The organism is Ideonella alba (assembly GCF_018069845.1).
GTDB lineage: Bacteria > Pseudomonadota > Gammaproteobacteria > Burkholderiales > Burkholderiaceae_C > Ideonella > Ideonella alba.
Genome location: NZ_JAGQDD010000029.1, coordinates 1 through 18049 on the forward strand (window position 1 = coordinate 1; position 18049 = coordinate 18049).

An 18049-nucleotide genomic window follows, 5' to 3' on the forward strand; every position below is an offset into this window, starting at 1 on the left:
CCGACAGCGCCACCATCCCCAGGCCGCTCAGGCCTTGGCTGAATCCACCGTTGGCGTACTGCAGCAGGCATGGCCCACAGCGGCCTACGGCCGCTGTGGGCAGTCAGCCGCCGCTTGCTGGCGGTGCCGGAGGCCGTCCCCGGCTTCGCTTGGCCTGCTCGATGCGTTCGTTGAGTTGCGCGAACTCGGCCAGCAGCGCCTGGCAGGCGGCGGCGGGGGATTCGCAGAGGTGGTCGGTGCGCACCTGGACCTGGCCATCGGCACCGCGCACCATCGTGCGGCGCAGCACCGCCGGGTAGGCGGCATGGCCCACCGGCGGGAAGGACCACTGGGCGGCGGCGGCCGGCTCGTTCACCGTGGTCCAGCCGTCGCCGTGGGTGACCACGGTGTCCTTGCCGTCGCGGGACTCCAGGTCCTTCAGTGCGGCAGCCACGCTGGGGTAGTTGATACCGGGCGCGGCGGACTGCTGCGCCAGTGCCTGATCGCTGAGGGCCAGCACGGCCAGCAGTGCTGCCAGGGTGGGGACGATGCGGGAGTTCATGCGCTGCATGGTAGTGCGGCGCCAGGGCCGCCAGGCACAGGGGAACTCCTGCGTCAGGAATGGGGCAGTTCGCGCAGGAACAGGTACTTCACATGGCCGCCGCCGAAACCCTCGATGCGGGCTTGTTCAGCGTAGCCCAGCGCGGCGTAGAAGCGCGGCGCCTGGAAGCTGAAGGTGGTCAGGTAGACGCGCCGCACGCCGCGCTGCGCCGCGGCCGCCTCGAAGCGCTGCATCAGCGCACGGCCCAGGCCCTGCTTGCGCTGCTCGGGCAGCACCCACAGTTGCTGCAGCTCGGCGCATTCGCCCCAGGTGCGGCCCAGCGCGCCGCCCAGCACGCGCCCCTGTGCATCACGGGCCAGGCAGGCCAGCGAGCGCACGCCGACCACCCAGGGCGCGTTGTGCGCCTCCAGGCCGTCGTCAACGATGCCCGCATCGGCCGGCCAGTCCTCGTGCTCCGACAGTTGCCAGCCCGTGCTCATCCATCCCTCCGGTTCAGCGGGCCAGCGTGGCCAGCGCCTGCTGCAGGCTGCTGGCGGGTCGCAGCGCGCCCACCACGGTGCCGCGCCAGTTGCGCAGCGTCACCGCCACACGGGTGGCCAGCACGGCGGCATCGGCCTCGTCGCGCACCAGCAGCGCCTGCACCACGCTGGCCAGCACCACCTCGGCGGCGCGGGCATTGTTGCCATCGTCCACCTTGATCGCCACGCCCCAGCCGCGCTCGGGCAGTGCGGCGCAGTACACCCCCTCGGCGCCCACCTTGCAGCACAGGCGCTCGCCGAAGTGCGCCATCAGGTCGGTGTCCAGGCGGCCGCTGCCGGCCACCATGAAGGGCTGCGCGGCAATGGCCTGGCGCAGGCGCCGCGCCGCCACCGCGTGCCCGGCCGACAGGCCCACGCCGCTGGCCACCCGCGCAAAGCCCAGCGCCAGCGCCTCCAGCGGGATCGCGAAGGTGGGGATCGAGCAGCCGTCGATGCCCATCGGCGCGTGCGCCAGGTCGTGGCTGGTGGCCGCCTGCAGCGCGGCGCTGACCTCGCGCATCACCGGATGCTGCGGCTGCACGTAGCCCGACAGGAAGCCGCGCACATCGGCACCACCGGCCAGCAGGCAACCCAGGCAGGCCAAGCCGCTGTGCTTGCCCGAGCAGTTGTTGTGCAGCGCCGACGGCTCGGCGCCGCTGCGTGCCAGGGCGCGCGTGGCCGGCTCGAAGCCAGGCCAGTGGGCGCCGCATTCCAGCACGCTGTCGTCCAGCCCCAGGCGGGCCAGCAGGCCGGCGGCGGTCGCCACATGGGGCGGCTCGCCGCCGTGCGAGGCGCAGGCCAGGGCCAGTTCGGCGTCGCTCAGCTGCCAGCGATCCGCTGCACCGCTGGCCACCAGCGGCAAGGCCTGCAGCAGCTTCACCGCCGAGCGCGGAAACACCGGGCGCGATGCATCGCCCAGCGCCAGCACGGTGGCGCCCTCGGCATCGACGATGACCAGCGCACCGCGGTGCGCCGATTCCACGGTGTCGCCGCGCAGCGCCTCGACCAGAACCGGGTTGCTCATGGCCGCAGTATGCCGCGCCGGCCCCCTACACTGTGGCCATGACTTCCCCCACCGACGACGGCACCGCGATCCACGAGGACCGGCTGTGGGCCGACAAGGGCTGGACCGCCCGCGTGATCAAGAACGAGGACGACGACGGCTGGGCCGTGGCCATGTACAAGCAGGGCGTGGATGAGCCCGCGCTGGTCGGCCCCTGGACCATGGGCCGCGACAAGAAGAACCCCAAGCCGCTGGATGCGGGCGCCTTCAACACCCTGGTCAAGACCGCCAGCGAAGTGCTGCGCCGCCATGAGCAGCACCTGCAGGCCACGCTGCACCAGGAGATCACCGTGTCGGCCGGCGGTGGGCGCATCAGCGTCCGCCTGGACATCACGCCCGATGACGATCAACCCAGCGCCCGACTGACCGCGGTCGATGACAGCGGCGAGGAGCTCGCCGCCGTGGCCGTGTCACCGGGCTTCAGGCTCAACCGCGCCAGCGCCGAGGCCTGGATCGCCAGCGACTACGCACGCCCCCGTTAGGCCCGACCGCGTGCTGCGCTCAGCGCCGATGCGATGCACGCGTCAGCTCGCGCTGCATGAACAGGTACAGGCTCTCCAGCTTGGCGCGCGCCCAGGGCGTCTTGCGCAGGAACTTCAGGCTGGAGGCCACGCTCGGGTCGCTCTGGAAACAGCGCACCGGCAAGCGCTCGGCCAGGCCGGCCCAGCCGTAGTGCGCGGCCAGCGCCACCACCATGGCCTCCAGCGTCACGCCATGCAGCGGGTTGCGGGGCTGGACGGGCGGCGGGGGGACGGGGTGCATGGCCGCATTCTCGCCGCCATCGCCGACAATACCGCGATGCGCCCCTGCCCGCCGCGCCCCTCGTCGCTGCCGACGCCGCACCCCTGCGGCCGCGCCACGCGGGCCCGGCACCACTGAACCATGCCGATCAGCGCGCTGGCCCTGGTGATCATCGCCGCCCTGCTGCACGCGCTGTGGAACGTGGCCGCCAAGAAAGCCGGTGGCAACCACCACTTCGTGCTGCTGTCGGCGATTGGCATCGTCGTGTTCTGGGCGCCGGTGGGCGTGTGGGCCGCGTGGACCGAACTGCCGCGCTGGGGCGCGCTGGAGTGGGGCCTGGTGACGGCCAGCGCCGTCACCCACCTGGTCTACTTCAATGTGCTGCTGACCGGCTACCGGCGATCTGACCTGACCGTGGTCTACCCGGTGGCGCGCGGCACCGGCCCGCTGCTCAGCGCCGCGCTGGCCTGGTGGCTGCTGGCCGAGACGCCCGGCCCGCTGGGCGTGGCCGGGGTGCTGGCGGTGTGCGCGGGCATCTGGCTGATTGCCGGCGGCCCGGCGCTCTGGGCACGCGCCCATGACCCGGCGCAGCGCCTGCGCGTGCGCGCCGGCCTGGCCTGGGGTGCGGCCACCGGCGTGCTGATCGCCGGCTACACGGTGATCGACGGCTATGCGGTGAAGGTGCTGATGGTCTCACCCATCCTGGTCGACTACTTCGGCAACCTGCTGCGCGTGCCCTTCATGCTGCCGGCCTGCTGGCGCGACCGCAGCGGCTTCGTGCAGGCGCTGCACACGCAATGGAAGCACGCGCTGGTGATGGCGGTGTTCAGCCCGCTGGCCTATGTGCTGGTGCTGTACGCAGCCACGATGGCGCCGCTGTCGCATGTGGCGCCGGCGCGCGAGGTGTCGATGCTGTTCGCCGCGCTGATCGGCGGGCGCTGGCTGGGCGAGGCCGACCGCGGCTGGCGCCTGGCGGGCGCGGCCTGCATGGCCGGCGGCGTGGCCGCGCTGGCGCTGGGATGACGATGAAGCACCTGGCCCTGCTCCTGCTGCTGGTGCTGACACTGGGAACGGCCAGGGCCTGGGGCCCGCGCGGCCACCAGGCCAGCGTGGCCATCGCCGAATCGCTGATCGCCGGCAGCCGTGCCGAGCGCGAGGTGCGCGCGCTGCTGCAACCGGTGGGCTGGACCCTGGCCGACGCCGCCCAGCGGCCCGACTGCCTGCGCGGCGTGGGCCGCCCCGGCAGCGTCCCCAGCGGGCCGCGCGAGTGCCGGGTCTTCAGCGCCGAGGACCTGACCCGCGCGGTGGCGGCCTTCGAGGGTGCCTGCGGCCCGCACACCTCGCCCGAGGCCTGCCACCGCCGCCTGCACTACACCGACGTCGCGCTGCAGCGCTCGGCCTGGCGCCCGGGCCTGGCGGGCACGCGGCCGGACGACATCGTCGGCGCGCTGCAGGCCGCCATTGCCACGCTGCGCGGTGAGTCGCCCGCCGGAACGCTGCGCTTCGAGAACAAACGCGAGGCCCTGGCCTGGCTGGCCCACCTGGTGGGCGACCTGCACCAGCCGCTGCATGTGGGCGCGCTCTACCTGGACCGCGCGGGCCGGCCGATCGACCCCGACCGCGCCCCCCATGACCACGCCAACGACACCACCGGCGGCAACCGCCTGAGCGTGGGCGAGCGCAACCTGCACGCGCTGTGGGACGCCGCGCCCTCGCTGAACCTGGACGCGGCCCTGCTGGCCCAGGCCCGCGCCCTGCCCCGCCCCGAGCTGCCCGTGTCGCAATGGCCCGCCGCCTGGGCCAGCGACACGCTGGAGGTGGCGCGCCAAGCGCTGTCGCCGCTGCGCTTCGGGCCGGCGCAGGGCGACCCGCCGCAGTGGGTGCAACAGAGCCCCGATGACGCGCTGGCGCGCGACGCCCTCCAGCGCCGCCAACTGGTGCGCGCCGGCGCCCGGCTGGCGCAACTGCTGCAGGCGATCTGGCCATGATCACGCTGACCGCGATCACCCTGGACGACGCCGCGCCGCTGTGGCCGCTGATCCAGGACCCCGCCCTCTACACCTACACCGAGGACCACCGCCCGCCCGGCCTGGCGGCCTGGCAATCGCGCGTGGCGCGCTGGGTGGCCGGCGCGCCCGCGGACAGCGGCGAGACCTGGCTCAACGCCGTCATCCGCGACCGCGCCAGCGGCGCGCCGCTGGGCCTGGTGCAGGCCACGCGCGAGGCCGATGGCCGGCTGTGGGTGGGCTACCGCATTGGCAGCACGCACGCCGGCCGCGGCGTGGCCACCGCGGCGCTGCAGGTCTGGTTGCAGCAACTGCTGGCGCGCTGGCCGGGCAGCACCGTGTGGGCCAGCGTGGACCTGCGCCACACCGCGTCACGCCGGGTGCTGGACAAGTGCGGCTTCGTGCTCGACCACAGCGCACCCAGCACGCTGCACGGCGCGCCCAGCGAGGACGCGCTCTACCGCTTCGGACCGCCGGGGCGCTGAGGCTTGCGCGGCGCCGGCCGCGCACCGGTCTCGCGCGGCGGCAGGCCGGTGTGCTGGGTCAGCACGCGGCCCTTCTTCGGCGCAGCGGCGGGTGCTGCGGCCTTGGTGGGCGTCGAGTTGCTGCGCCGCGGGCTCTGGTAGCCGGCGTCCTCGCGCGGCTGCCAGGTCGGCACCAGTTGGTGCTTGCCATTGCCGATCAGGTCGGCCCGGCCCATGTCCTTCAGCGCCTCGCGCAGCAGCGGCCAGTTGGCCGGGTCGTGGTAGCGCAGGAAGGCCTTGTGCAGGCGGCGGCGACGGTCGCCCTTGACGATGTCCACCTTCTCGGCGCGGCTGTCGCGGTGGATGCCGCGCAGCGTGTTCAGGCCGGTGTGGTACATCGCGGTGGCGGTGGCCATCGGGCTGGGGTAGAAGGTCTGCACCTGGTCGGCGCGGAAGCCGTTGCGCTTGAGCCAGAGCGCCAGGTTCATCATGTCCTCGTCGCGCGTGCCCGGGTGGGCGGCGATGAAGTACGGGATCAGGAACTGCTGCTTGCCGGCCTCGGCATTGGCCTGCTCGAACATCGCCTTGAAGCGGTCGTAGGTGCCGATGCCGGGCTTCATCATCTTGGACAGCGGGCCGTCCTCGGTGTGCTCGGGCGCGATCTTCAGGTAGCCGCCCACGTGGTGGGTGACCAGCTCCTTCACGTACTCGGGCGACTGCACCGCCAGGTCGTAGCGCAGGCCCGAGCCGATCAGGATCTTCTTCACGCCCTTGAGCGAGCGGGCGCGCCGGTACATCTTGATCAGCGGGCCATGGTCGGTCTTCAGGTTGGAGCAGATGCCGGGGTAGACGCAGCTGGGCTTGCGGCAGGCGGCCTCGATCTCAGGACTCTTGCAACCCAGCCGGTACATGTTGGCGGTGGGGCCGCCCAGGTCGCTGACCACGCCGGTGAAGCCTTTCACCTTGTCGCGCATGTCCTCGATCTCGCGGATCACCGAGTCTTCCGAGCGGCTCTGGATGATGCGGCCCTCGTGCTCGGTGATCGAGCAGAAGCTGCAGCCGCCGAAGCAGCCGCGCATGATGTTCACGCTGAAGCGGATCATCTCCCAGGCGGGGATCTTGGTGGCGCCGTCATGGCTGCCCTGCGCGTCGGCATACGAGGGGTGCGGCGCACGCGCGTAGGGCAGATCGAAGACGTGGTCCATCTCGGGCGTGGACAGCGGGATCGGCGGCGGGTTGACCCACAGGTCGCGCGCGATATGGCCCTCGCCGTGGCGCTGCACCAGCGCGCGGGCGTTGCCGGGGTTGGTCTCCAGGTGCAGCACGCGGCTGGCGTGGGCGTAGAGCACCGGGTCGGACTTGACCTGCTCGTAGGCCGGGATGCGGATGACGGTGTGATCACGCGGCGTGGTGATCGCTCGCGCGCCCTGGTGTTCCAGCGCGCGGCGCACCAGGCGCACCGGCTGCTCGGCGGCCGGCTCGGCAGCGCCCTCGGCGCAGGCGGCGCCGGGCGTGGTGTCCACCTCGGCGTAGGGGCTCAGCAGCGCGTCGACATGGCCGGGCGTGTCGACCTCGGTCGAGTCGATCTCGAACCAGCCGGCCAGCGCCGGGTCATCGGGCTTGCGCAGGAAGGCGGTGCCGCGCACGTCGGTGATGCTGTCGATCGGCTTCTTCTGCGCCAGCCGGTGCGCGATCTCGGTGATGGCGCGCTCAGCGTTGCCATACACCAGCAGGTCGGCCTTGCTGTCGACCAGGATGGAGCGGCGCACCTTGTCGCTCCAGTAGTCGTAGTGGGCGATGCGGCGCAGGCTGGCCTCGATGCCGCCGATCACCACCGGCACATCCTTGAAGGCCTCGCGGCAGCGCTGGGTGTAGACCAGGGTGGCGCGATCGGGCCGCTTGCCAGCCACGCCGCCGGGGGTGTAGGCGTCGTCGCTGCGGATCTTCCGGTCGGCCGTGTAGTGGTTGATCATCGAATCCATGTTCCCGGCGGCCACGCCGAAGAACAGGTTCGGGCGGCCCAGCGCCGCGAAGGGCTCGGCCGAGTGCCAGTCGGGCTGGGCGATGATGCCCACCCGGAAGCCCTGCGCCTCCAGCGTGCGGCCGATCACCGCCATGCCGAAGCTGGGGTGGTCGACATAGGCGTCGCCGGTGACGATGATGATGTCGCAGCTGTCCCAGCCGAGCGCGGCCATCTCCTGCCGGCTCATCGGCAGGAAGGGCGCGGGCCCGAAACGCTTGGCCCAGAACGGGCGATAGGCGGTCAGCGCCTTCGGGCGGGCGGGGGCGGCGGAGGTGGTGGTGACGGTCACGGCGGGGTGCAGGGGCAACCCTGTATTGTCGGTGTTCCGGCCGCGGCGGGTGGCCAAAGCCCCTGCTTCGCCCCGCGCCGCCGGGGTCTATGCCGGCGGCGTCAGCGGCCGAACAGGCCCTTGATCACGTTGCCCACGCCTTCCACCACCCCGCCCAGGCTCACGCCCACCGCCTCGGCCACGCCGGTGGCAAAGCGCTGGGCCAGGCTGTCGTTGATCGAGAAGGCGGGGTCGTCCAGCCGGCCCTGCAGCGTGAAGTCCAGCGTGATGCGGCCCTGGTTGCGCAGCGCCGCCACCGCGGCCTGGCGCGACAGGCTGCCCAGCCGGCCCAGCAGGCCGGAGCCGTCGGCCAGCTCCAGCCCGGTCAGCACCATCCGGCCCGGCGCCTTCAGCCGCTGACCGTGGACGCTGGCCTGGAGCTGCAGGTCCAGCCGGCCCTGGCGGATGCCGCCGTCGTTGACCTTCAGCAGGTAGGGCTGCAGCGCCCGCATGTCGATGCCGGTGAGCGCCGCCACCAGCTCGGCCTCGCGCGTGGCCGGGGTGAGCTGGCCGCGCACCGCCACCTGGCCGTCGTGCGCCGGACCCTTCAGCGTGGCCGACAGGTCCACATCCATCGCCCGGTCCAGCCCGGGCAGGGCCAGCGTGTCCAGTGTGGCGTTCAGGTCGGCCAGGCGGATGCGGTGCGGCCGCGGCAGCGCCAGGCTGGCATCGAAGAGGTCCACCTGCACGCCGCGCAGCACGATGTGGTCGATCAGCACCGCGGGCGCAGGGGTGGTGGCGCTGGCAGCCGGCGCGGCGGCGCGCGCGCCGGTCTCCAGCATCGAGGGCAGCACGCGCAAGCGCCCGTCGCGGGTGCGCAGCAGCACGATGCGGGCATCTTCGACGACGATGCGCTGCACCCGCCAGGCGCCGCTGAAGGCACTGGCCAGGTCGGGGCGCACGGTCACCAGGCTGGCGTGCAGTTCCTCATCGGCTGGCCAGCCCGGCGCCGCCGCCACATGCAGCTCGCGCACCCGCAGACCGGTCCAGCCCACCTCGATGGCCCCCACCGTGGCGCGCGGGCCCAGGGCTTCGCGCAGGTCGGCCTCCAGGCGCTGCAGCGCCACGCGGTAGGCGGCGAACAGGCCCAGCAACAGGGCACCGAGCAGGGCCAGCACGATCAACACACGGGAGCGGGTCATCCCGGCATTGTCGCCACGCCGGCCGGTCCCGGCAGCGAGAATGCGCGCCACCATGCCCCACCCTGCCCCGCCCACCGACCGGCTGCTGCTGGGCGTCGACTTCTCCAGCGCGCCCCGCGCCGCCAAGCCCATCGTCGCCGCCTGGGGCCGGCGGGTGGGCGCGGTGGTCCGGCTCGACACGATCGAGACGCTGCCGCGCCTGGACGATTTCAGCGCCCTGCTTCAGCGCCCCGGCCCCTGGGCGGGCGCGTTCGACCTGCCCTTCGGCCTGCCGCGCGAGCTGGTGCTGGCGCTGGGCTGGCCCACTGACTGGGCGGCGCTGATGCGCCACTACGCGGCGCTCTCGCGCGAGGAGATCCGCGCCACCTTCCAGGCCTTTTGCGATGCCCGACCGGCCGGTGGCAAGTTCGCCCACCGCGCCTGCGATGTGCCAGCGGGCTCCTCGCCCAGCATGAAGTGGGTCAATCCGCCGGTGGCCTACATGCTGCATGCCGGCGTGCCGCGGCTGATCGAGGCCGGGGTGGACCTGCCCGGCCTGCACGCGGGCGACCCGGCGCGCGTGGCGCTGGAGGCCTACCCCGGCCTGCTGGCACGCGAGCTGATCGGTGCGCGCTCGTACAAGAGCGATGAGCGCGCGAAACAGACGCCCGAGCGCCTGATCGCCCGCAAGGACCTGCTGGCCGCGCTGGAGCAGGGCCGCAGCCGGCTGGGCCTGCGCCTGAAACTGAGCCCGGCCCAGCACGAAGCCCTGGCCGAGGACGCCAGCGGCGACCGGCTGGACGCGGTGCTGTGCCTGCTGCAGGCGGCCTGGGCCGTGGGCCAGCCGGGCTGGGGCCTGCCGGCGGCGATGGATCCGCTGGAGGGCTGGATCCTCAGCGCCTGATCAGCGCAGCGCCACGTACAGGTAGTACGGCGGCGGGCCATCGGCGCCGACGACGCCGAAATGCGGGCTGTCGAAATCGTCGCGGTACCACTGTCGCAGGTCGCGCTCGGTCTCGCGCATCTGGGTCTCGGACGTGGTCTGGCCCAGCACCACCAGCTCGGTGAAGCCGGGCGCCAGGCGGTGGTAGAGCTCGACGCGGCCATCGACATCGGCGGTCAGACCGACCCGGAAGTCCGCGCGGTGATCGGGGCGCGCATGGATCGCGATGCGGCGGCGCAGGTCCAGGCCGGTGGGCCAAGCGGGCTTCGGGTCTTGGCGGATCAGCATGCAGCATCCATGCAGGTCGGGACACCGATGATAGATCGCTGCGACCTCAGACCGCCGGCAATACCGTGCCCACGCAGGGCCCGAAACCGATACCTACCGCGCCCGCCGCGTCGCAGCGACCGACCAGGGCGATCGCGTCACCATCCTGCAGGAAGCGGCGCGTCTCGCCACCCGGCAGCGTCAGCGGCTGCTTGCCGCCCTGGCTGAGTTCCAGCAGCGAACCACCCTGCTCCGGCTGCGGACCGCTCTGCGTGCCGCTGCCCAGCAGGTCGCCGGGCTGCAGGTTGCAGCCGTTGGCGCTGTGGTGGGCCAGCATCTGGGCCACGGTCCAGTAGGCGTCGCGGAAGTCGCTGCTTGAGAGCGTGGCAAAGCCCTGACCGGCAGCGCGCATCTGCGCGGTCTGTATCTGCACCTGCAGTTGCACCGCCACGCCGCCCTGGCGGCGGTTGGCGGGCGAGTCAAGGTAGGGCAGCGGCTGCGGGTCGTCCGCCGGGTGGGCGAAGGGCACGCGAAACGGCGCCAGCGCCTCCTGCGTGACGATCCAGGGCGAAATCGTGGTGGCGAAGTTCTTGGCCAGGAAGGGGCCCAGCGGCTGGTACTCCCAGGCCTGCACGTCGCGCGCCGACCAGTCATTGAGCAGGCACAGACCGAACCAGTCGGCCTCGGCCCGTTCCATGTCCATCGGCTCGCCCAGCGCGTTGCCGGCACCGACGAACACGCCCAGCTCCAGCTCATAGTCCAGGCGCTGGCAGGGGCCGTACTCGGGCACCGCGGCGTCCGGTGCCTTGAACTGACCCTTGGGGCGGCGGAACTGCTGGCCGCTGACGCCGATCGACGAGACCCGGCCGTGGTAGCCGATCGGCACCCACTTGTAGTTGGGCAGCAGCGGGTTGTCCGGGCGGAACAGCTTGCCCACCGTGGTGGCGTGGTGGATGCCGGTGTAGAAGTCGGTGTAGTCGCCGATCTGGCAGGGCAGCGCCATCTCGGCGGCGGATTGCGCCACCAGGCACGGCGCGAGCGCGGCCTGCTGCGCGCTGCCCTCGCGCAGCGCGGCGCTCAGCGCGGCACGCAGGCCCTTGCGGGCCGCTGGGCCTTGCGCCATGAAGGCGTTCAGGTCGCCCGCCGCCATGGGCGCCAGCCAGGCCTGGGCCTCGGCGCTCCAGCCGCCCGCGGCCAGCGCCTGCTGCAGGTCCAGGATCTCGTCGCCAATGGCCACGCCCACGCGCAGCGGTTCGGTGCTGCCGGCACGTCGGAAGCGGCCGAGGGGCAGGTTCTGGATCGGGAAGTCGGTGCCCGGCTGGTTGGCCGAGGGCACCCAGCTCTTCAGTGTGGGGGCGTGGGTGGCGTCCAGCATGGCGTTCAACCTTCCAGCGCCTTCCACATCTCGATGTCGCGCTCGGCGGTCCAGATGCGCGGGTCGGGGTATTGCGTGGCCTCGTCATAGGCACGGGTCACGTCGAAGGGCATGCAGTGGTTGAAGATCACCCAGTGGCCGTACTTGGGCTGCAGCGCCTTGAAGGTCTCTTCATACACGGCGCGCAAGGGCTTGCCGGCGGCAGCCCCGGCCTTCACGCTGGCGAAGAGTTCGGTGACGAACGCCTCGGTGCCCTGCAGGCCGGCCTGCACCTGCTCCGGCGTGGCCAGCGCGGCGCCGCGGCCCGGCACCAGCTTCTCGGGTTTCAGCGCAGCGATGTTGCGCAGCGTCTGCGGCCAGTCCTGGAAGTAGGCGTCGCCGGCGTAGGGCGTGGCGTCGAACTCGACCAGGTCGCCCGAGAACAGCACCTTCTCCTGCGGCAGCCAGGCCACCGTGTCGCCCTTGGTGTGGCCGCGGCCCAGCTGCAGCAACTGCACTTCCAGCTTGCCCAGCCACACGGTCATCTTGCCGGTGAAGGTCATGGTGGGCCAGGTCAGGCCCGGGGGCACGCTCTCGACGTTCTGGAACAGGCGCGGGAAACGGCCGATCTCGCTGGCCTTGTCCTGCTCGCCGCGCTGCACGATCAGGTCGTAGGTGTCCTGGCTGGCGATGATCTGCTCGCCGCCCTCGGCCATGTAGGCGCTGGCACCCAGCACGCGCACCGCGTGGTAGTGGCTCATCAGCACGTACTTGATGGGTTTGTCGGTCACGGTGCGGATGCGGCGGATCACGTCCTGCGCCATCACCGGCGTGGCCTGGGTGTCGATGACCATCACCGCGTCGTCGCCGATGATGATGCCGGTGTTGGGGTCGCCCTCGGCGGTGTAGGCCCAGGCGTGCTCGGACAACTGGACGAAGCTGACCTGCTTTTCTTCCAGGTCGGCGTGCGAGGCGAAGGTCTTGGTGCTCATGGCGGTGTTCCTGTGGCGGCGGCGCGAAAACGGCGGAGCCCGCCCTGCGGGTTCCACCCCTTGATCTTAGTTTGGTTGTTCGATAATGTCTAATCGATTCGTTTCAGTATAAACCCGAGCCAATGAGCCTGCATGAACCCGGCGACGACGCCGAGCCCCGCGGACCGCGCGGCATCCAGAGCATCGAGGTGGGCGGCCAGCTGCTGCTGGCGCTGGCCCATCACGGTCGCCCGCTGCCGCTGAAGGACCTGGCGCGCGAGGCCGGCATGGTGCCGGCCAAGGCCCACCCCTACCTGGTGAGCTTCCAGAAGGTGGGCCTGGTGGCGCAGGACGCGCCCAGCGGCCACTATGGCCTGGGCCCGCTGGCGCTGCAGATGGGCCTGATCGGCCTGCAGCAGTACGACCCGCTGCGCCTGGCCACCCCGCTGATCGAGGAACTCGCCGAGTCCCTGGGGCTGACGGTGGCGCTGGCGATGTGGGGCAACCGCGGCCCGACCATCGTGCGGGTGGCCGAGGCGGCCACGCCGGTGCACGTGACGATGCGCCACGGCACGGTGATGAGCCTGCGCGACACCGCCTCGGGCCGCCTGTTCGCGGCGCTGCTGCCGCCCGAGCGGCTGCGCGAGGCCCTGGGCGCAGGCCTGGACGAACTGGCCGCCGATGCGCCCTTCCAGCAGGCGCTGGCAGACATCCGCGCCGGCCAGCCGGCCCGCGCCGAGGGCGACGCGGTGCCGGGCATCCACGCGCTGGCGGTGCCGGTGTTCGACAGCGGCGGGCGGCTGGTGCTGGGCCTGACCGTGGTCGGCCCGGGCGCCGCGATCGACCTGGGACCGCAAGGCGCCGTGGCCCACCGCATGCAGCAGGCCGCCCAGGCGCTGTCGCAGCGCCTGGGATGGCGTGTCCGAGCCTGAAGTGGGCTCCTGTTCAGGGTCTGTTCGACGCATGGTGCGCCTGTCCCGACCGCGACACTTGCACAGCCCTGGCCCACCGCAGGGCGACACCTTGAAGGACACCCGCCCATGAAGACCCGCACCCTCTTGCTTTACTCTTTCGGTGCGCTCGCGGCCCTGGTGCTGATCACCGCCCTGCTGGGCCTGAGAACCGCGGCCAACACCAGCGACGCATTCGACCGCTATGTCCACGGACCGGCGGAGCGAATGGCTCTGGCCAACAAGGCGCTGGATGCCACCAACGCGCGCGCCATCGCAGCCCGCAACCTGGTACTGGTGACCGATCCTCAGCGTCTGCAGGCCGAGAAGCTGGCGGTCAACAAGGCGCACGCCGAGGTCCAGACCCAGCTGACCGAGTTGCGCAAGCGCGCCGAACAGGCCACGGATCCCAAGGTCAGGCAGTTGGTCGATGCCATCCTGGCCATCGAAGCCAAGTACGGCCCGGTGGCCCTGGACATCGTGGCCAAGGCCACCAACGGCGAGCGCGACGCCGCCATCGCCAAGATGAATGCGGAATGCCAGCCCTTGCTGGACGCGCTGATGAAAGCCGGTGATGAGTACCTGGCCTACGCAGCGCAGCGCGGGGAACAAGACACCCAGCAGGCCCAGGACAGCTATGCGACGGCCCGGGCGATCCTGCTGTCGGCATTGCTGGTGGCCATCGCCACGGCGGTCGGCCTGGGCATCTTCATTCCCCGCAGGCTGATGCGCTCGCTGGGCGCCGAGCCGGACGTCCTGGGCAACGCCGCCCAGCGCATCGCCGAGGGCGACCTGAGCCCGATCGAGGGCGCCGGCGTGGCCCCGTCGGGCAGCGTGCTGGCCTCGATGGGGGCCATGCGCCAGAGCCTGGCGACGATCGTGTCCCAGGTCCGCAGCGGCAGCGACAGCGTGGCGACGGCCAGCAGCCAGATCGCCCAGGGCAACCAGGACCTGTCTGGCCGCACCGAGCAACAGGCCAGCGCACTGCAGCAGACCGCCTCGTCGATGGAGCAACTGGGCAGCACGGTCCGACAGAATGCCGAGAGCGCCCAGCAGGCCAACCAGTTGGCCCGCGCCGCGGCCGGCGTGGCCCAGCAGGGTGGAACCGTCGTCGGCGAAGTGGTCACGACGATGCAGAACATCAGCGAGTCCAGCCGCAAGATCGGTGACATCATCGGTGTCATCGACGGCATCGCCTTCCAGACCAACATCCTGGCGCTCAACGCCGCCGTCGAGGCTGCCCGCGCAGGCGAGCAGGGCCGTGGCTTCGCCGTGGTGGCAGGCGAGGTACGCAGCCTGGCCCAGCGCAGCGCCGAGGCCGCCAAGGAGATCAAGGGCCTGATCACCCGCAACGTGGAGCAGGTCGAGCAGGGAACGACCCTGGTGGGTCAGGCCGGCGAGACGATGGCGCAGATCGTCGGATCCATCCAGCGCGTCAGCGACATCGTCAGCGAGATCAGCTCCGCCTCTGCCGAGCAGAGCAGCGGCATCCAGCAGGTGGGTCTCGCGGTGGGTCAGATGGACCAGTCCACGCAGCAGAACGCCGCCCTGGTGGAGGAAAGCGCCGCCGCCGCCGAGAGCCTCAGGAAACAGGCTCAGCAGCTGGTGGAAGCGGTCTCGGTCTTCAAGGTGTAGACCGGGCGCTTCAGCCACCTCTAGCCGCTTCGCAGCGGCCTGCCGCACCCAGCAGGCCGCCCAGGCGCTGTCGCAGCGCCTGGGATACCGCGCCTGATCAGGCGGCGGCGGGCGCCTTGGCCAGACGGCGCTCGATCAGCGCGCGCATGTTGCCCAGCGACACCTGGTGCGTCATCAGCACGGCGGCCAGGCCGCCGCGGTGCAGCTCCAGCACCTCGGCGTCGCCCAGCGCCGCCATCTTCTCCTCATCCACCGCCAGGAAGCCGTCCACCACCAGCGGCTGGCCGTCGGGCAGCGTGGCATCGAAACGCTTCTCCTGCAGCAGGCCCAGCTCCAGCAGGCGTTCGCCGGCCTTGCGGGTGCGTTCGATCTCGGCCTCGACGCGCTCGACGAACTCGCGCACGGTGTTCATGTAGGGTGTGGGTTCGCCCTGGTCATCGAACAGGCGCTCGCCCTCGGTCTCGGAGAAGCCCTTCCAGCTGCGATCGATCGCCACCGCCCATTGGTCGGGCTGGGTGCGGGCCATCGTGAACGGGTAGGCGCGAAGCACGGCCGGCACGTAGCGGCCGGTCCAGCGCTCGCTGCCGTCGTGGGTGGTTTCCATCATCAGGTTCTCGCCCGGGCTCAGGCCCATCACCGCCACCGCGGCCACCTGCGGCTTGCCGTCCAGCTCGCCGGCGCGCAGGAACAGGATCGGGTACTCCTTGCAGGCATCGGCGAACTCCGCCACGGTCAGGAACATCGCGTTGAGCTGCTTGGCGACCACCAGGTTGTTGAGGTCATTGCGCAGGCGCAGATGGCGATGCAGGCTGCGGTCCAGCAGCTGGGGTTGCTTGTGCAGGTCAGGATTGATCATGGCTCTTGTCTCTCGTCTTCAGGGTCGTGCAGGCGGCTGGCCAGCACCTTGTCCACGCGCTTGCCGTCCAGGTCCACCACCTCGAAACGCCAGCCACTCCACTCGACGACGTCGGCGGTGCGGGGCAGGCGCCCGAGCAGCAGCATGACCATGCCGGCCAGGGTGTTGTAGCGCCCGCGGTCTTCCTCGGGCAGTTCCTTGATGTTCAACCGGTCCTTCAGCTCGGGCACCGGGATCAGGCCGTCGACCAGCCAGCTGCCGTCCTCGCGCTGCACGGCCCAGGCGTCTTCGTCGGTGGGCATGCCGAACTCGCCGGTGATGGCCTCGAGCACGTCGCGCACGGTGATCACGCCCTGCACCGCGCCGTACTCGTCCACCACGAACACCAGCTCGGCGCCGCTGGTCTTGAAGTGCTCCAGCAGCTCCATGCCCGACAGCGTCTCGGGCACGAACACCGGTGGCGCCAGGTGATCGCTCACGGCGCCCAGGCGACCTTCGGCCAGCGGGCGCAGCAGACTGTGCGCCGCCACCACGCCGATCACATCGTCCAGGCCGCCGCGGCACACCGGATAGCGCGAGTGCTCGGCCTCGGTGACGGTGCGCAGCACCTCGGTCACCGGGGCGTCGGCATCGATCCAGTCGATCTCGGCGCGCGGAATCATCATCGAGCCGATCTGGCGGTCGTCCAGGCGGAACACGTTGCGCACCATCTGGTGCTCCTGCGCCTCGATCACGCCGGCGTCCAGGCCCTCTTCCAGCTGGGCGGCGATCTCCTCTTCGGTGACGCTGCGGCTGGGGCCGCCGCGGATGCCGATCAGGCGCAGCACCGCCTCGGTGGTCACGCTCAGCAGCGCCACCAGCGGCCGCGTGGCCGAGGACAGCCACATCATGGCGGGGGCCACCAGGCGGGCCACGGTCTCGGGGTACATCTGGCCCAGGCGCTTGGGCACCAGTTCGCCGAAGATGATGCTCAGGATGGTGATGATCATCACCACCAGCGCGGTGGCGGTCACCGCCGAGGTGCGCTCGCCCAGGCTGAAGGTGGCACGCAGCCAGTCGGCCAGCGGCCCCGAGAACGCCGCCTCGCCGACGATGCCGTTGAGCACGCCGATCGAGGTGATGCCGATCTGCACCGTGGACAGGAAACGCGTGGGGTTGTCGTGCAGCGTGATCGCCGCCTGCGCGCCGCTCTCGCCCGACTCCAGCATCACCTGCAGGCGCGCCTTGCGGCTGGCCGACAAGGCCATCTCCGACATCGCGAACACACCGTTGATCAGGATCAGCAGGACAAGAAGTGCAACGTCCATGGAACGCGGCGGACCACCCGAGGCGCCGCCGCTGAAAGAAAAGGACCCGCGAGAGTAGCAGAATCCGCGCCATGCATTACCTGATCGGCGACCTGCAAGGCTGCCACGACGCCTTCGACCAGCTGCTGGCCGAGATCGGGTTCAGCCCCTCGCGCGACCACCTGCACGTGCTGGGCGACCTGGTCAACCGCGGCCCCGACTCGCTGGCGGTGCTGCGGCGCCTGCGCGGCTTCGGTGCCAGCGCCACCTGCCTGCTGGGCAACCACGACCTGCACCTGCTGGCCGTGGCCGCGGGCGTGCGCCGGCCGCACCGCAAGGACACGCTGGACGCGCTGCTGGCCGACGACGAGCGCGAGGCCTGGCTGGCCTGGCTGCGCCAGTGCCGCCTGGCCGACAGCGCCTGCGGCTGGCTGACCGTGCATGCCGGCGTGCTGCCGCAGTGGAACAGCGCCCGCACGCTGGCGCTGGCGCGCGAGGTGGAGGCGATGATCCGCGGCCCGCAGTTCCCCGATTTCCTGCGCGTGATGTACGGCAACGAGCCGCCCCGCTGGGACGACACGCTGGGCGGCTTCGACCGCTGGCGCTTCATCATCAATGTGCTCACCCGCATCCGTTTCTGCAGCGCCGACGGTCTGATGGAGTTCGACACCAAGGACAGCGCCGAACAGGCGCCTCCCGGCTTCGCCCCATGGTTCAGCCATGCGGGCCGCGCCAGCGCCGGCGAGCCGATCGCCTTCGGCCACTGGTCGACGCTGGGCCTGATCAACCGGCCCGACCTGCTGGCGCTGGACACCGGCTGCGTCTGGGGCGGCGCGCTCAGCGCGGTGCGGGTGGACGGCGGGCGACGCGAGGTGGTGCAGGTGCACTGTCGCCAGGCCCAGGCCCCCGGCTGAGGCGCCCTCGCACACCCACAGGCGATCTCAAGTCAGGGCGGCACCGGCCGATATCCGGTCGAGCCGCC

The 18049-nt window shown here is 71.5% G+C and carries 19 protein-coding genes; 8 read left to right on the plus strand and 11 right to left on the minus strand.

The window, feature by feature from the left end; genetic code table 11:
• Positions 1-103: 103 nt before the first annotated feature.
• The 3 genes from KAK03_RS23345 to KAK03_RS23355 are packed head-to-tail and all read right to left on the minus strand — an operon-like array spanning position 104 to position 2083.
• A complete protein-coding gene (locus KAK03_RS23345; RefSeq protein ID WP_210857089.1) occupies positions 104-541 on the minus strand; it encodes a hypothetical protein in 438 nt (145 codons plus the stop codon).
• A gap of 53 nt (positions 542-594) precedes the next feature.
• Entirely contained in the window at positions 595-1020 is a 426-nt protein-coding gene (locus tag KAK03_RS23350) for a GNAT family N-acetyltransferase (RefSeq protein WP_210857090.1), read from the minus strand.
• A 13-nt stretch (positions 1021-1033) separates the two neighbouring features.
• On the minus strand, positions 1034-2083 hold the full coding sequence (locus KAK03_RS23355) for an asparaginase (RefSeq protein ID WP_210857091.1): 1050 nt from the start codon (positions 2081-2083) through the stop codon (positions 1034-1036).
• A 38-nt stretch (positions 2084-2121) separates the two neighbouring features.
• Between KAK03_RS23355 and KAK03_RS23360 the strand changes: the two genes are divergently transcribed.
• Positions 2122-2604: a hypothetical protein gene (locus KAK03_RS23360; RefSeq protein WP_210857092.1), complete on the plus strand. Its 483-nt coding sequence runs from the start codon at positions 2122-2124 to the stop codon at positions 2602-2604.
• A gap of 19 nt (positions 2605-2623) precedes the next feature.
• Here KAK03_RS23360 and KAK03_RS23365 read toward each other — a convergent pair whose 3' ends face one another.
• The gene (locus KAK03_RS23365; RefSeq protein WP_210857093.1) at positions 2624-2884 is read right to left on the minus strand and encodes a VF530 family protein; all 261 of its coding nucleotides are present in this window, start codon (positions 2882-2884) and stop codon (positions 2624-2626) included.
• A gap of 120 nt (positions 2885-3004) precedes the next feature.
• Here KAK03_RS23365 and KAK03_RS23370 point away from each other — a divergent pair, with 120 nt between their 5' ends.
• Genes KAK03_RS23370 through KAK03_RS23380 form a run of 3 tightly spaced genes read left to right on the plus strand, consistent with a single transcriptional unit; the run spans position 3005 to position 5354 of the window.
• Positions 3005-3886 (plus strand): EamA family transporter, encoded by an 882-nt coding sequence (locus tag KAK03_RS23370; protein WP_210857094.1) that lies wholly within the window; start codon positions 3005-3007, stop codon positions 3884-3886.
• Positions 3883-4851 (plus strand): S1/P1 nuclease, encoded by a 969-nt coding sequence (locus KAK03_RS23375; protein ID WP_210857095.1) that lies wholly within the window; start codon positions 3883-3885, stop codon positions 4849-4851. Before KAK03_RS23370 ends, KAK03_RS23375 begins: the two co-directional genes overlap by 4 nt.
• Positions 4848-5354: a GNAT family N-acetyltransferase gene (locus KAK03_RS23380; protein ID WP_210857096.1), complete on the plus strand. Its 507-nt coding sequence runs from the start codon at positions 4848-4850 to the stop codon at positions 5352-5354. Before KAK03_RS23375 ends, KAK03_RS23380 begins: the two co-directional genes overlap by 4 nt.
• Here the strand turns inward: KAK03_RS23380 and KAK03_RS23385 are convergent.
• A complete protein-coding gene (locus KAK03_RS23385; RefSeq protein WP_375140998.1) occupies positions 5327-7663 on the minus strand; it encodes a YgiQ family radical SAM protein in 2337 nt (778 codons plus the stop codon). The two genes, KAK03_RS23380 and KAK03_RS23385, sit on opposite strands and share 28 nt — an antisense overlap.
• Positions 7664-7746: 83 nt before the next feature.
• On the minus strand, positions 7747-8826 hold the full coding sequence (locus KAK03_RS23390) for a DUF748 domain-containing protein (RefSeq protein WP_210857097.1): 1080 nt from the start codon (positions 8824-8826) through the stop codon (positions 7747-7749).
• Positions 8827-8878: 52 nt separating this feature from the next.
• On the opposite strand from KAK03_RS23390, the gene KAK03_RS23395 reads away from it, so the two are divergent.
• Positions 8879-9709, plus strand: coding sequence for a DUF429 domain-containing protein (locus KAK03_RS23395; protein ID WP_210857098.1), 831 nt, complete (start codon positions 8879-8881; stop codon positions 9707-9709).
• Here KAK03_RS23395 and KAK03_RS23400 read toward each other — a convergent pair whose 3' ends face one another.
• Genes KAK03_RS23400 through KAK03_RS23410 form a run of 3 tightly spaced genes read right to left on the minus strand, consistent with a single transcriptional unit; the run spans position 9710 to position 12361 of the window.
• Positions 9710-10036 (minus strand): hypothetical protein, encoded by a 327-nt coding sequence (locus KAK03_RS23400; RefSeq protein WP_210857099.1) that lies wholly within the window; start codon positions 10034-10036, stop codon positions 9710-9712.
• Between the two features lie 46 nt (positions 10037-10082).
• The gene (gene fahA, locus KAK03_RS23405; RefSeq protein WP_210857100.1) at positions 10083-11390 is read right to left on the minus strand and encodes a fumarylacetoacetase; all 1308 of its coding nucleotides are present in this window, start codon (positions 11388-11390) and stop codon (positions 10083-10085) included.
• Positions 11391-11395: 5 nt separating this feature from the next.
• Entirely contained in the window at positions 11396-12361 is a 966-nt protein-coding gene (locus tag KAK03_RS23410; RefSeq protein WP_210857101.1) for an MBL fold metallo-hydrolase, read from the minus strand.
• Between the two features lie 122 nt (positions 12362-12483).
• Here KAK03_RS23410 and KAK03_RS23415 point away from each other — a divergent pair, with 122 nt between their 5' ends.
• A complete protein-coding gene (locus KAK03_RS23415) occupies positions 12484-13272 on the plus strand; it encodes an IclR family transcriptional regulator (protein WP_210857102.1) in 789 nt (262 codons plus the stop codon).
• Between the two features lie 108 nt (positions 13273-13380).
• Positions 13381-14925, plus strand: a complete 1545-nt coding sequence (locus KAK03_RS25485; protein WP_210857103.1) for a methyl-accepting chemotaxis protein — start codon at positions 13381-13383, stop codon at positions 14923-14925.
• Positions 14926-15022: 97 nt separating this feature from the next.
• Here KAK03_RS25485 and KAK03_RS23425 read toward each other — a convergent pair whose 3' ends face one another.
• Positions 15023-15781: a SapC family protein gene (locus KAK03_RS23425; protein ID WP_210857104.1), complete on the minus strand. Its 759-nt coding sequence runs from the start codon at positions 15779-15781 to the stop codon at positions 15023-15025.
• The gene (locus KAK03_RS23430) at positions 15778-17088 is read right to left on the minus strand and encodes a hemolysin family protein (protein WP_210857105.1); all 1311 of its coding nucleotides are present in this window, start codon (positions 17086-17088) and stop codon (positions 15778-15780) included. The genes KAK03_RS23425 and KAK03_RS23430 overlap by 4 nt, the downstream gene beginning before the upstream one ends.
• A gap of 71 nt (positions 17089-17159) precedes the next feature.
• Between KAK03_RS23430 and KAK03_RS23435 the strand changes: the two genes are divergently transcribed.
• The gene (locus KAK03_RS23435; protein ID WP_210857106.1) at positions 17160-17981 is read left to right on the plus strand and encodes a symmetrical bis(5'-nucleosyl)-tetraphosphatase; all 822 of its coding nucleotides are present in this window, start codon (positions 17160-17162) and stop codon (positions 17979-17981) included.
• Positions 17982-18049 lie beyond the last annotated feature (68 nt).